We start from the raw sequence: 12962 nt of genomic DNA on the forward strand, positions 1-12962 counted from the left end.
GACAATTACCTAACACTTGGTATATGATGTTTATTGAAAGAGGGGGTAATACATTTGGCAAAGAATGATGTGTTCAATTCCCGCAAATCCTTTGATCTGGACGGGAAGCGCTATCACTACTATCATTTAGGCGCTCTTGAAGAAGCTGGAGTGGGTAATGTTTCCAAATTGCCTTATTCTATTAAGGTATTATTGGAATCAGTACTTCGTCAATATGACGGCCGTGTAATTACAAAAGAGCATGTTGAAAACCTGGCAAAATGGGGAACTTCTGAAGTAAAAGAAGTAGATGTTCCTTTCAAACCATCACGTGTAATTCTGCAGGACTTCACTGGAGTTCCGGCAGTAGTTGACCTGGCTTCATTGCGTAAGGCAATGGCTGACATGGGTGGGGACCCTGACAAAATCAATCCTGAGAAGCCGGTTGATCTGGTTATCGACCACTCTGTACAGGTAGATAAGTATGGTACGCCTGATTCTCTTGAAGCCAACATGGAGCTTGAATTCGAACGCAACGCTGAGCGTTACCAGTTCTTGAGCTGGGCACAAAAAGCATTTGACAACTATCGTGCAGTTCCTCCTGCAACGGGTATTGTTCACCAGGTGAACCTTGAGTTCCTTGCGAATGTTGTTCATGCACTGGAAACAACAGAAGGCGATTTTGAAACTTTCCCTGATACCCTTGTAGGTACTGACTCCCATACAACCATGATCAACGGTATCGGCGTTCTTGGATGGGGTGTAGGAGGTATTGAAGCTGAAGCTGGTATGCTTGGACAGCCTTCATATTTCCCTGTGCCTGAAGTTGTAGGGGTTAAGCTTACTGGCGAGCTTCCTAACGGAACAACTGCCACTGACCTTGCTTTAAAGGTAACCCAGGTACTGCGCAGCCAGGGAGTGGTTGGCAAGTTTGTAGAATTCTTCGGCCCTGGTGTTACACAGCTTCCATTGGCTGACCGAGCTACAATTGCTAACATGGCACCAGAATACGGAGCTACTTGCGGATTCTTCCCTGTTGATGCGGAAGCCCTGGATTACATGCGCCTGACTGGACGTCCAGAAGAGCAAATCAACATTGTGGAAAAATACTGCAAAGAAAATGGAATGTTCTTTGATCCGGCTCTAGAGCCAGTATATACGAATGTAGTTGAAATCAATCTTGCCGAAATCGAAGCGAACCTTTCAGGTCCTAAGCGTCCACAGGACTTAATTCCGCTTTCAGCTATGAAAAAGGAATTCAATGACGCTATCACAGCTCCTCAAGGCAACCAGGGCTTTGGCTTGGATAAGAAAGAAATCGACAAAGAAATCACTGTTGAGTTTGCAAATGGTGATTCAACCAAGATGAAAACGGGTGCAGTTGCCATTGCGGCAATCACTAGCTGTACAAATACTTCAAACCCTTATGTTTTAGTTGGTGCAGGTTTAGTGGCGAAAAAGGCAGTTGAACTTGGAATGGAAGTTCCTAAGTTCGTAAAAACTTCCTTGGCTCCGGGATCTAAGGTTGTTACTGGATACCTGCGTGATTCAGGTCTTCTTCCATACATGGAACAGCTTGGATTCAACCTTGTAGGTTATGGCTGTACAACATGTATCGGTAACTCCGGCCCATTAAGAGAAGAAATCGAAAAGGCTGTAGCTGAAAGCGACCTTCTTGTAACATCTGTTCTTTCCGGTAACCGTAACTTCGAAGGGCGTATCCATCCGCTTGTAAAAGCTAACTACCTGGCTTCTCCGCCATTAGTAGTTGCTTATGCACTAGCTGGAACAGTCGATATCGATCTTCAAAACGAGCCAATCGGAAAAGACAAGAATGGCAACGATGTCTTCTTTAACGACATTTGGCCATCTACTGCTGAAGTTAATGAAGTGGTTAAACAGACTGTTACACCTGAATTGTTCCGTAAAGAATATGAGCATGTATTTGATGACAATGCCCGCTGGAACCAAATCCAGACAAGCAATGAGCCGTTATATTCATTTGATGATAATTCAACATATATCCAGAATCCTCCGTTCTTTGAAGGCTTAACTCCTAATGCTGATGAAGTTAAACCTTTATCAGGATTGCGTGTTGTCGGCAAGTTCGGTGATTCTGTCACAACTGACCATATTTCTCCGGCAGGTGCGATCGGCAAAGATACACCAGCAGGAAAATACCTTCGCGAGAACGGTGTTGAACCACGCGACTTTAACTCTTATGGATCCCGCCGCGGTAACCATGAAGTTATGATGCGCGGTACATTTGCAAACATTCGTATCCGCAACCAGATCGCACCTGGTACAGAAGGCGGCTTCACAACATACTGGCCAACAGGCGAAGTAACTTCCATCTATGATGCTTGCATGAAATACAAGGAAGATGGAACTGGCTTAGTAGTTCTTGCCGGCAAAGACTATGGAATGGGATCTTCCCGTGACTGGGCTGCAAAAGGTACGAACCTGCTTGGAATTAAAACAGTTATTGCTGAAAGCTATGAGCGTATCCACCGTTCTAACCTTGTTCTAATGGGTGTACTTCCGCTTCAGTTCAAGGCAGGCGAAAGTGCAGAAACTCTTGGTTTGTCAGGAAAAGAAACAATCGATGTTCAAATCGATGAAAATGTTAGACCACGTGATTTTGTTAAGGTTACAGCTACAGATGAAAACGGCAATCAGACTTCTTTTGAAGCTCTTGTTCGTTTTGACTCTGAAGTTGAAATTGATTACTACCGTCACGGCGGAATCCTGCAAATGGTTCTTCGTGATAAACTGGCTAACTAATTAAGACTGCCGCTATGTGCTCGTTCACATAGCGGTTTTTTATTTTACAAAATATACGGGTTCAGGTATGTTAACTATATATTAACTTTGGGGGGCTGACTTTGGGTGCATTTTTAATTGGGCCTTTATTAGTGAAGTATGAATGGGCATTAGTCCTGCTCTCAGCTATCGTTGCTTATTTTACTATTGCAAATGCATTAAGAGATAACGGGGAATATAAAAAAATCTTTCTGAATGTCATAATAAATGCAGTTCTAATTGGCTTTTTTACTTATAAATTTAGTTCAATTCTCTTTCAGACAAAAACCATTCTAAGCAACCCTATGGGGATTTTATATTTCTCAGGAGGAAGTAAAGGAACCATGTTAGGGGCTTTTTTGGCTCTTTTCTATTTAGTAAAGGAAATGATGAAATACAAATATCCGCTCAAAAATTGGATTTATGGAATTGTTTACGGATCTGTCACATTTATGCTGTCTTATTGGCTGTTTAGAACCTTATTAATTTTGCTTTTCTAGGTTAAAATACAATCAAGGAAGCAAAAAGCCCTTAATAGCCGGGAGGGAATACAGCATGTTCAAAAAAATGTTTTCAGCTGCTGTGTTATTAATAATTACTACTGCAATTTTTGTGGTGCAGGCAGTTGAAAAAGATGAAGTCAAGAGTCATCCCGTTAATCAGACTGGTTTAGGAATTGGCTTGAAAGCCCCAGATTTTGAATTGAAAAACCTTCAGGGGGATAAAGTAAAGCTCTCAGATTATAGAGGAAAGAAAGTCATGCTCAACTTTTGGGCAACATGGTGTCCTCCATGTAAAGCTGAAATGCCTGATATCCAAAAATTCTATATTCAAAAGGGAAATGAAGTTGTTATTTTGGCAGTGAACATCGATCCTCAATCTGATGTTGCCGGCTTTGCAGAAGAAATGCGCGTGAATTTTCCAATTCTCCTTGATGTGAATGATAAAGCATCCAATGCCTATCAAATAATAACGATTCCTACCACTTTTTTTATTGATGAAGAAGGAATTATCCGGAATAAATATTTAAGTGCGATGTCCCTTGAAATTATGAATCAGTATATAGATGAAATGTAAAAAACATCTGCCGGGAGCAGATGTTTTTTTGTATAGGTTTACACCGCCATAAAAAAGGAAATTTAGATGAAATGGTTTTTTTTTCTGAATATTTTACCAATAGCAGTGAACCTTATGTACTTTTTTCACGTATTCTGGGTATATGCGGATTAAATTTTCGAAAAGTTGTAATAATTTAAAGAGTTTCTGGAGATAATGACTGTTACAATGTTATTAAAGGAAGGTGAAAGATTTATGAGAAAGCCTAGAAAACGCTCCTTTGCAGAATTAGTTTCAGAAAATAAACGCCAGCTGCTTAAAGATCAAGATGCAATGGAAAAAATCGAAGAACGCCTCGAGCTTAAACGACTTAACAAGGCCGAATAGAATTACTTGCCATTCATGAAACCCTCTGAATTTGACCATACTTAAAATGAGGAGGGATATCCATGAGTAATCAAAAAAGACACCCTAATCATTTTGCCCCGAACCATATTGGTACACAATCACGCGGATTTGGCGGCAACAAAGGCAAGAAAATGCAGGACAAATCCGGGCAGCATGCTCAAGTGATTCAAACTAAAGGCGAATAACTGTAATTAACCTGCTGTTTCATTTACGGCAGGTTTTTTGTTTCAAAAGTCAGGCATACTTTCAGGCAAGCTGCCCACACATTTCCGCCAATATTTTTCTTGTTCTTTCACAAACTAATTTTGTACCAACACCTAAAAAAGGGAGGAACAAACCATGGCACATAACAGACCAAATCCAGATGACCGCAGCGATAACGTTGAAAAGCTTCAGTCCATGATCGTTCATACGATCGAGAATATGGACGAAGCTGAAGAATCAATGAAGTATGCAAATGCAGAGGACCTAGCCAGGATTGAAGCAAAAAATGAACGCCGCAGGGAAAGCCTTGCTTCATTCCGTTCTGAAATAAAGGACGAGTATCAGGCACAGCAGAACGGCAATACCAGCGAGAACAATAATTATTAACAACCAAAAAAGACCTAATCCAGTGTGATTAGGTCTTTTCCTATTGAAAGATCATGATAAGGAGCTCATTCTTTATAGATCATTACAGAAATATGGTAAGATAAGTTGTGGAAACTAAGAAGAAGAAGTGATAATCGATGACACAACAGAAAAGACAGGCAAAACCGGCGGAGGGCCAGGTTTATCATTGGAAAAATGAGCTTGATCAGTACGGATACATACAAAATGAAGCAGAATTGCTAAATGTTATTAAAAATATCAATGAAAAAGCAGATCCCCGGCTTCTTTCGGAATTACTGACCATCGCTGCTATATCCAGGTTAAGCAAGTATACCGATGATACTCTTGCCAGTGCGTGGCTTCAGAAGGCTGTTGAACTGGACACAGGCAATAGTTTGGCGGCTGCCCAATTAGGAAAATCCGAGTGGAAAAATAAAAGCAATCTTCTTGAAACGCTGACTTTCCCGCCGATTCGGGAAACCGATAACAGGGCAGCAAAAAAGAAGACAGCTGAGCAATTCATAGAAATTTGCAGAAGCTTTATCAACAAATCAGATGATGAGTTGGAAGATCTGCAAAAAAAGCAGCATGCCTATGAGGATGTGGAATACCGGAAGCTGACTGAAATACTGGAAAAAGCTATTGAAGAAACAGCTTTTCTTTTAAAAGCTGCTGAAGAATATGAGCAATCTATATCCGGTGTTTTCCATACTTCAACCTATTACACCGATATGAAAAAGCACTTGAATGCCATCAACAGACTTAAAAATGAATGGAAAGAGATATTTGAATCGGAGGATGAAGAGTCTGATTTACCAAAAGACCCTCTGGTTGAACTCAATGAAATGGTTGGCCTGCACTCGGTCAAAAACAGAGTACATGACTTTTACCGTTTTTTAAAATATCAAAATGAACGCAAGTCACTTGGTTTTCAAACGAAAGATGAACTCAGCCTTAATATGATTCTTACTGGCAATCCAGGTACAGGCAAAACAACTATCGCCCGGCTTTTGGCAAAGATTTATCATAGCCTGGGTGTATTGCCGCGGGAAGAAGTAATAGAAGCAGATCGGTCACAGCTGGTTGGGGGATTTGTCGGTCAAACGGAGGAAAATGTCAGGGCGGCCGTGGAAAAGGCTATCGGTGGAGTGCTGTTCATTGATGAGGCGTACAGCTTAAAGCGTGAGGGACAGACCGGCAGTGACTATGGACAAACAGCCATTGATACTCTCGTATCACTGATGACCGGTACGGAATATGGAGGAAAGTTTGCGGTTATCATGGCCGGTTATCCAGAAGAGATGAGACAATTTCTGGACAGTAATCCTGGCCTTCGCAGCCGTTTCCCAGAGTCGAATTTTATTGCGCTGCCTGATTATTCTAATGAGGAGCTTCTCCAGATTGCAGAAAAGCTGTCTGCGGATAATGATTATGTCCTGACGGAAGGGGCAAAGCAGGAACTTGGAAAGCGAATTGAAAAAGAGCGGGTTGATGATACGTTCGGAAATGCCCGGACTGTCAGAAACATTGTTCTAGATGCTATTTTTAGAAAAGGCTCACAAGCTGAAAAGAACGAAAACATCATGGCATATACACTCTTGGAAAAAGAAGATTTTGAAAGTGAAGAAGAAGAAAAGCTAATGGATCCACAAGAGCAGCTTGCCCAATTAATTGGACTTGAAACAGTTAAAATAGAAGTTCATAACTTAGTGTCATTTGTTAAGATGCAGCAGCTGCGCCGTGAAAAAGGGCTGCCTGTTGTCCCTATCCAGCTGCATTCAGTATTTACCGGGAATCCGGGGACTGGGAAAACAACTGTAGCAAAGATTTATGCAGAATTGCTGAAGGAATGCGGATTTCTGAAACGCGGACATTTGATGGTTGCGAGCCGTGCTGATTTTGTAGCTGGCTATGTAGGCCAAACCGCCATTAAAACAAAGAAAAAGATAAGAGAAGCGTTAGGCGGGGTCCTTTTCATCGATGAGGCCTATTCACTTCTTTCCCAGACATCAGGAGATTTCGGAAAAGAAGTCATCGATACATTAGTGGATGAAATGACAAAACATAATGAAAATCTTGTCGTTGTTTTAGCGGGTTACCCAAATGAAATGGAAAAACTAATGTCAAGTAATCCGGGGCTAAAGTCCCGCTTTAAAAAGTTCTTTCATTTTAAGGATTATTCAACGGCAGAGCTATTGGAAATTATAATATCGTATGCTGGACAATATGAATATACGCTTACGGAAGAAGCAGGGGACTACCTTAACCGCACTTTAGCAAAGATCGAAATAAATGGGAATGGACGCTTTGCCGCCAACCTCGCAGATGAGGCTATTCAGGCACAGGCAATGAGAATCGTATCAGCAATTGATGAGGATATAGAACAGGTTAGCATTTTGGAAAAAGAAGATTTTGAAATCGCCTTAAAAAAGATCAGCAAAGGGGAATAGGTATGCTCATTTCAACAAAAGAAATAGAAGTAAGATATGCAGAAACAGATCAAATGGGAGTCGTGTATCACGCCAATTATCTGGTATGGATGGAGCTTGGCCGGACACAGATCATAAAAGATCTGGGGTTCAGCTATGCTGAAATGGAGAAGGATGGCATCATTTCGCCTGTTCTGGATATCCTGGCTTCCTACAAAAAACCACTGCGCTATGGTCAAACTGCGACGATAAAAACCTGGATTGAAGAGTATGACGGATTCCGCGTCAGCTATGGATATGAGATTTACAATGATGAAGGAGATCTTGCTGTAACAGGCTTGTCCAAGCATGTTTGCGTCAAAAAGGATAATTTCCGGCCGATCTCAATTAAAAAGAAATATCCTGATTGGCATGAAGCATATGAAGAAGCTAAAAAACAGCCGGAGAGTGCTCTCAGATAATTTTGCTTACTGCTCAAAGAATGGAGAAAATATATGGCATTCGGTCTTCGCAGAAAAGATCTTCAAGAATGGAAGATGAAAATAGATCGTGGAGAAATTGCTTTTTTAACCCATTATTGGATAGATGATCGCTTCCCAGGCTGTAAAACGGTCACAAAGGTCGGGTGTTCGGATCTGAAGAAGTTGATAGAATGGGGAGAAACACATGGCCTTAAGCCTGAGTGGATTGATTATCGGGATGATGGGTACTCGCATTATGACTTGATTGGTGACAGGCAGAAAGAAATACTTGAAAAGGAGAAGCTCTGGGAGCAGCTGGAACGGCTGCAGTAAGAAAAGCGGAAGGCGCCCTTGAGCTAGACCGTTATCTATCTTCGGAGTTTATTATTATCTTTTATAGAAAAAAGAAGCAGGCCGGATCTGCTTCTTTTACCCATTGTTATATTTGAATTCAGGTTCCCGTGCTTTCTCATTAAATGTTACCAATAAATCATGATTATCAAAGTACCATAAGTCCTTTTCTTCAATAAAGTAAGTAATTCCGTTTTTTTCAGTCTGCACTCCTGCGTTATGCGGGTGTTCATTAGAGACTCCTAATGAAAATCCTTGCTGGACAGTACTGCAGCCGCCATATCTTGCAAAAAAGCGGACGAAGTCACCATTATTCAAGAGCATTTCCTCCTGATACCATTGGGCAGCCTGATCTTCAATATGTATGTTCATTTGAAATTCCTCCTCCTGGGTGATAGTCATATTATAGGCTAGTTTTTCCCTGTGCGCGAATAAAATGTCTGTTCCAATACCTTTAATGATGGATTGAATCAATATTTATTCATCCTGGGAAGGGGATTAAACCGCTTAAAATCATAAATACGTTCATGGCCATGTGCCATATGGCAGCAGGGAAAATACTTCTGGACCTAACAGTAATAGCCGCATAGAATATTCCCCCAGCAGCAAACAGCAGACATAGGCCAATAGAGTAGCCAAGCATGATATGAGAAAATCCAAACGCCAGCCCAGAAATAAGAACAGCTGCCTTATCGCCTGAAAGCTCCGACATTCTAGATAAGATGATTCCTCTCCATAAAAGCTCTTCCATTATTCCATTAATGATGGAGAAGCCAATCAGGAATATGATAAAGTCCATGGTAAAGGAGTTTTCAGCAGTAAAAATTGAATAGGCAAATGAAGCAAAATTAATCATGATGGCAATCACAAGAAAATGTTTTATTTTTAATGAATGGAAGCCGCTCCATATGAATGGGAAATATATTTGTGAATTCCAATCCGGTTTGCGCAATAAGGGGATGGCAGTTTTATTAAATTTTATAGAAATATAGACAAGCAGAAGAATAGGAATTAACAGAAGAACCCGATTCCGATTGAATATCATTAAGATATAGTGTTGAAATGGCAGTGCATCAAGCATTTTATCGCCATAAAGAAACAGTAGACTGCCTGTTAAGTACCCTGCAATGATCCAGGCAAACACACGCTCCAGCTTTGAAGTGAATAGTAAAAAAAGGATAAGTCCAAAGGAAAGTATAAAAGCGAAAGCAAAAAGTTTGTATTGAAAAAGCACTATTGAAGCTGTGAATATACATAATTGCAAATAAGGAAAAGATTTAGTAACATAAGCGGTTTTCATGATCATAGCTCCTTTGCTACAATATATTTTACCATTTTTTACATAAAAAAAGCGCTAAAAAGCGCTTTACTGAACATGATCGAGCATATGTGCCATAATTTCATTGTATTTGGACTCTGCATTGGGAAGGCCATAGCCGCCAGCATCCTTCAACGGTACGACCCGATATTTTTCCTGCTGTTTATTGCTTACGTATGTCGGGATGAACCCCGGATTGGAAAGTTCAATATTGACACCGGTTTGATCAATATACTTCGTTATCTCTACAGTTGCAATACCGCCTATGTCCTTGTAATCATTAATCTGGCCGGATAAAAAATTGCCTAGAGAGTATACAACAAGAGATTTCCGTCCGTCTTTCCTGTCAATCCATTCCATTGGCTGCAGTACATGTGGATGGTGTCCAAAAATAATGTCCACACCATCATTTGCAAGGACCTCTGCCAGTTCCTTTTGTTCCTCTGTGGGCTGAAGCTGGTATTCATTTCCCCAATGCATACTCATAACAACTACGTCAGCTTCATCTTTTGCCCGGTTAATTTCCTCTTTCATTGCTGTTCTATCAATAAGGTTAACGAGATAATCTTTTCCTGCCGGAACGGGCATTCCGTTTGTACCATATGTGTAAGAAAGATAAGCAACTTTAATTCCGTTTTTGTTTAGTATTTTTAAGGTTTGCTGTTCGCCGGGGGTTCTGCTCGTTCCTACATGCGGCAATCCTATCTGATCTAAATAATCCAGGGATGTTTTCAATCCTTTTTCTCCCTTATCAAGTGAATGGTTATTGGCTGTTGAAACAATGTCAACACCAGCCTCAATGAGGGCGTCTCCCACTTCCTGAGGGCTGTTGAACATGGGGTAACTGGAAATGCCTATTTCCGGACCTCCCAAAATAGTCTCTTGATTGGCAAGCAGGATGTCGGGAGTTTTTAATAGCGTTTTTGCATGCTCAAACATCGGCTTGAAATCATAGCCTGTCTTTGTTTTTGCAACATTATATACCCTGTCATGAATCAGTATGTCGCCAATTGCTCCCAATGTCGCCTTCTCTATAAGCATTTTATTAACCGCGGTGGTTTCTCTGTTTTCCATATGCAATTGAGCTGGTTTGGCTTCAGCTGCCTCAGCCTTATTTTCAGTGTGCATTTTAAAGATGAGCAGGCCCGAGCAAATTAAAAATGTGGTAAAGAAAAATGCGGATAGCAGGAAGGCTTTGGTGAATTTCATAAAAATTATCCCCTTAATATAAAGCATCAGATATATTAATAGTCTAATTTTAATATGAATTTTTACATTTTTCATCATTTTTTTTCTATTTTGCAAATTCCATTATTTGATATATTGAGATAAATGCCTCAGCTCAAGATTGCAGGGAGTTCAATTTCAAAAATGGTGCCATGCGAATATTTGGAATGGACTTTAATTTTGCCATCATGTTCTTCTATTATCTTCCGGCTTATTGATAAACCGATTCCAGTTCCTTTTTCTTTTGTTGTATAAAATGGCACAAATAATTGGTTTATGGTTTCTTCTGTCATTCCAGGTCCATTATCCTCAATAATGATTTGCGTTTTCTGGTTAATTGTTTTGACAATAAGACATACCTTACCTTCCGTTGCATGAGCTTCTTCACATGCTTCAAGTGCATTTTTAATAATGTTAATCAGCACCTGCTTTATCTGCTTCAAATCACCATAGAAGAGGGGGTTTCTGGAGCTAAGGCTTACTGTAAGGTGTATATTTCTAATGTTAGCCTCGTTTTCAAATAAGATATTCATTTCCTGAATCAATTTGTTTATATCAATTTCCGTTTTTTTGTTTTGAGCAGGTTTGGATGCATTTAAAAATTCATAAATCATATCATTTGCCCGATTTATCTCTTCTATGGCAATTTCTGCATACTGTTCTTTGCCGATCTCAATTAAATAAGGCTTCAAGAGCTGAATAAATCCTTTTACTGTTGTAAGCGGATTTCTAATTTCATGTGCAATACCCGCAGCAAGTTGTCCAATATCTGCCGAGTAATCAGATGTCATTTCGGTTTCTTTAATTTCTTCCGCTGCTTTTTTTAGGTACTTCTCTTTTTCCTTTTCCATTCCATAATTCATCCTTACTTTAACGTTTTTGGCTAAAATTTTTTGCCTAAACTAATGTATGGCGAAAGATAGCAATTTATGTTTTTTTATGTATAAAAATTTGATTGTTATAAAATTTTTTAATATTAAGCTTCTGGGTCTTTGTGATTAGTATAATATCACTTTAACACTTTATTCAAATAAACTATACTGAAATATCTGAAAATAATTCAAATTAAATAAAAAAAACAGCAGATGAAGTCTGCTGCTTTGCGCTGCTGGCTGTTTTTTCAGCCAAGCCATTTTATTTTGGGCTCAGTTTTGTCCTTTATTCGTTTAATGTTTGCTCTATGCCTGTAAATAACAAAGAATCCCAGAATTGATACAACTATAATGAGTGGTATGTCTCCCAGAATAAGTGCGTAAATAATGGAGGCAACTGCTGCCAGAATAGAGGACAAGGACACGTACTTTGTTATGTAAAGGCTTAGAAAGAAAACACCCAATATGATAAGAAACATTAGGGGTACATAGGCTAACAGCACTCCCCCAGATGTGGCAACTGCTTTACCGCCGCGAAAGCCGGCAAACAGCGGATACATGTGCCCTATAACTGCAAAAACACCTGCTGCAAGATGATGCATGTCCGAACCAAAGAATAAGGGGAGGGCTGCAGCAAGGGTGCCTTTTAAGATATCAGCTATGGTTACAATCATGCCTGCTTTAACCCCAAGGGTCCGGAATGTATTGGTACCGCCTAAATTTCCGCTGCCATGCTCCCGGATATCCACTCCATAAAAAACTTTCCCGACAATTAAACCAGAAGGAATGGAGCCAAGTAAGTAAGCTAAAATAATAATAATTCCATAAATCATAAAAACTCTCCTTCATACTTTCTATGTTAGTATATTGTACCATGTGAGCAAACCTGCATACCATGTACAAATAAAAAGTTGTCCAATTTATTTCAGTGGAGCGCCTCAAACTCTCTGCCCGGTGTTTGATATAAATTCCAGCAGGGTATTAGTAGACTGTCACAGCAATCAAATCCATATAAAGGAGAGATTCAGCATGGAACAGAATATGAATAATGTAAATGGACAAGCCGGCAATGTAGAGGAAAAGCTAAGCAATATGGGAAGCGAAAAGAAAGATGAAATTCTTTCAAGCTTTGACGGTTTTAAAGAATATTTAAGCGGTAAGGTCTCCCTGGGCCAGAAAATGGGCATGGATGAGGAACAGCTTGCAAACACAGCTCAAAAGGTAGGCGATTATCTGGCTTCCAAAGAAGATCCAAGAAACCGTGAAGAAAAGCTTCTGCAGGAATTGTGGAATGTAGGGACTGAAGAAGAAAAGCATAAACTATCTCATATGCTTGTAAAGCTTGTAGGCTAAAAAATATATATCATTCAAGGCAAAGGCGCAGCCCTTTGCCTTTTATTTTGCTTGCAAACGCATAGATGAGTTTACAATAGTCAAAAATGGTCTATATATAGTTATCGCAATCTAA

At 40.0% G+C, this 12962-nt stretch carries 15 protein-coding genes; 10 read left to right on the top strand and 5 right to left on the bottom strand.

Going from position 1 to position 12962, the window contains the following annotated elements:
* Positions 1-54: 54 nt before the first annotated feature.
* From acnA to ACEQ1T_RS08645, 9 genes are all read left to right on the top strand, one after another.
* Positions 55-2763 carry an aconitate hydratase AcnA gene (acnA, locus tag ACEQ1T_RS08605; RefSeq protein WP_370222472.1) on the top strand — a complete coding sequence of 903 codons (2709 nt, stop codon included), beginning with the start codon at positions 55-57 and terminating at the stop codon, positions 2761-2763.
* A gap of 101 nt (positions 2764-2864) precedes the next feature.
* Positions 2865-3281 carry a hypothetical protein gene (locus ACEQ1T_RS08610; RefSeq protein WP_370222474.1) on the top strand — a complete coding sequence of 139 codons (417 nt, stop codon included), beginning with the start codon at positions 2865-2867 and terminating at the stop codon, positions 3279-3281.
* A gap of 55 nt (positions 3282-3336) precedes the next feature.
* Entirely contained in the window at positions 3337-3858 is a 522-nt protein-coding gene (locus ACEQ1T_RS08615; RefSeq protein WP_370222475.1) for a peroxiredoxin family protein, read from the top strand.
* A 234-nt stretch (positions 3859-4092) separates the two neighbouring features.
* A complete protein-coding gene (locus ACEQ1T_RS08620; protein WP_026041570.1) occupies positions 4093-4224 on the top strand; it encodes an FbpB family small basic protein in 132 nt (43 codons plus the stop codon).
* A gap of 62 nt (positions 4225-4286) precedes the next feature.
* Complete coding sequence (locus ACEQ1T_RS08625; protein ID WP_009334718.1) at positions 4287-4430, top strand: acid-soluble spore protein N; 144 nt, start codon at positions 4287-4289, stop codon at positions 4428-4430.
* 154 nt (positions 4431-4584) lie between these two features.
* A complete protein-coding gene (gene tlp / locus ACEQ1T_RS08630; RefSeq protein WP_370222476.1) occupies positions 4585-4836 on the top strand; it encodes a small acid-soluble spore protein Tlp in 252 nt (83 codons plus the stop codon).
* Positions 4837-4973: 137 nt separating this feature from the next.
* Complete coding sequence (locus tag ACEQ1T_RS08635) at positions 4974-7286, top strand: AAA family ATPase (RefSeq protein ID WP_206837433.1); 2313 nt, start codon at positions 4974-4976, stop codon at positions 7284-7286.
* Between the two features lie 2 nt (positions 7287-7288).
* The gene (locus ACEQ1T_RS08640; protein WP_370222477.1) at positions 7289-7726 is read left to right on the top strand and encodes an acyl-CoA thioesterase; all 438 of its coding nucleotides are present in this window, start codon (positions 7289-7291) and stop codon (positions 7724-7726) included.
* 33 nt (positions 7727-7759) lie between these two features.
* Positions 7760-8059 carry a hypothetical protein gene (locus ACEQ1T_RS08645; RefSeq protein ID WP_370222478.1) on the top strand — a complete coding sequence of 100 codons (300 nt, stop codon included), beginning with the start codon at positions 7760-7762 and terminating at the stop codon, positions 8057-8059.
* 96 nt (positions 8060-8155) lie between these two features.
* Here ACEQ1T_RS08645 and ACEQ1T_RS08650 read toward each other — a convergent pair whose 3' ends face one another.
* The 5 genes from ACEQ1T_RS08650 to plsY all read right to left on the bottom strand — a co-directional run bounded on the left by ACEQ1T_RS08650 (position 8156) and on the right by plsY (position 12327).
* Positions 8156-8449, bottom strand: a complete 294-nt coding sequence (locus ACEQ1T_RS08650; protein WP_370222479.1) for a HesB/YadR/YfhF family protein — start codon at positions 8447-8449, stop codon at positions 8156-8158.
* A gap of 109 nt (positions 8450-8558) precedes the next feature.
* Positions 8559-9377 (bottom strand): lysostaphin resistance A-like protein, encoded by an 819-nt coding sequence (locus tag ACEQ1T_RS08655; protein ID WP_370222480.1) that lies wholly within the window; start codon positions 9375-9377, stop codon positions 8559-8561.
* 66 nt (positions 9378-9443) lie between these two features.
* Positions 9444-10604 (bottom strand): CapA family protein, encoded by a 1161-nt coding sequence (locus tag ACEQ1T_RS08660; protein WP_206837449.1) that lies wholly within the window; start codon positions 10602-10604, stop codon positions 9444-9446.
* A gap of 128 nt (positions 10605-10732) precedes the next feature.
* The gene (locus ACEQ1T_RS08665; RefSeq protein ID WP_370222482.1) at positions 10733-11473 is read right to left on the bottom strand and encodes a PAS domain-containing sensor histidine kinase; all 741 of its coding nucleotides are present in this window, start codon (positions 11471-11473) and stop codon (positions 10733-10735) included.
* A 269-nt stretch (positions 11474-11742) separates the two neighbouring features.
* Positions 11743-12327 (bottom strand): glycerol-3-phosphate 1-O-acyltransferase PlsY, encoded by a 585-nt coding sequence (gene plsY / locus ACEQ1T_RS08670; protein WP_206837456.1) that lies wholly within the window; start codon positions 12325-12327, stop codon positions 11743-11745.
* Positions 12328-12523: 196 nt separating this feature from the next.
* On the opposite strand from plsY, the gene ACEQ1T_RS08675 reads away from it, so the two are divergent.
* Positions 12524-12847: a DUF3243 domain-containing protein gene (locus ACEQ1T_RS08675; protein ID WP_206837459.1), complete on the top strand. Its 324-nt coding sequence runs from the start codon at positions 12524-12526 to the stop codon at positions 12845-12847.
* The last annotated feature ends 115 nt before the right edge of the window (positions 12848-12962 follow it).

This window comes from Cytobacillus sp. (assembly GCF_964223445.1).
Lineage (GTDB): Bacteria > Bacillota > Bacilli > Bacillales > Cytobacillaceae > Cytobacillus.

Excerpts from the sequence above, each read along its gene's own strand:
- ACEQ1T_RS08615 (WP_370222475.1), top strand. The coding sequence starts at position 3,337 with ATGTTCAAAAAAATGTTTTCAGCTGCTGTGTTATTAATAATTACTACT.
- ACEQ1T_RS08620 (WP_026041570.1), top strand. The coding sequence starts at position 4,093 with ATGAGAAAGCCTAGAAAACGCTCCTTTGCAGAATTAGTTTCAGAAAAT.
- ACEQ1T_RS08625 (WP_009334718.1), top strand. The coding sequence starts at position 4,287 with ATGAGTAATCAAAAAAGACACCCTAATCATTTTGCCCCGAACCATATT.
- tlp (WP_370222476.1), top strand. The coding sequence starts at position 4,585 with ATGGCACATAACAGACCAAATCCAGATGACCGCAGCGATAACGTTGAA.
- ACEQ1T_RS08635 (WP_206837433.1), top strand. The coding sequence starts at position 4,974 with ATGACACAACAGAAAAGACAGGCAAAACCGGCGGAGGGCCAGGTTTAT.
- ACEQ1T_RS08640 (WP_370222477.1), top strand. The coding sequence starts at position 7,289 with ATGCTCATTTCAACAAAAGAAATAGAAGTAAGATATGCAGAAACAGAT.
- ACEQ1T_RS08645 (WP_370222478.1), top strand. The coding sequence starts at position 7,760 with ATGGCATTCGGTCTTCGCAGAAAAGATCTTCAAGAATGGAAGATGAAA.
- ACEQ1T_RS08650 (WP_370222479.1), bottom strand. The coding sequence starts at position 8,449 with ATGAACATACATATTGAAGATCAGGCTGCCCAATGGTATCAGGAGGAA.
- ACEQ1T_RS08655 (WP_370222480.1), bottom strand. The coding sequence starts at position 9,377 with ATGAAAACCGCTTATGTTACTAAATCTTTTCCTTATTTGCAATTATGT.
- ACEQ1T_RS08660 (WP_206837449.1), bottom strand. The coding sequence starts at position 10,604 with ATGAAATTCACCAAAGCCTTCCTGCTATCCGCATTTTTCTTTACCACA.
- ACEQ1T_RS08665 (WP_370222482.1), bottom strand. The coding sequence starts at position 11,473 with ATGGAAAAGGAAAAAGAGAAGTACCTAAAAAAAGCAGCGGAAGAAATT.
- plsY (WP_206837456.1), bottom strand. The coding sequence starts at position 12,327 with ATGATTTATGGAATTATTATTATTTTAGCTTACTTACTTGGCTCCATT.
- ACEQ1T_RS08675 (WP_206837459.1), top strand. The coding sequence starts at position 12,524 with ATGGAACAGAATATGAATAATGTAAATGGACAAGCCGGCAATGTAGAG.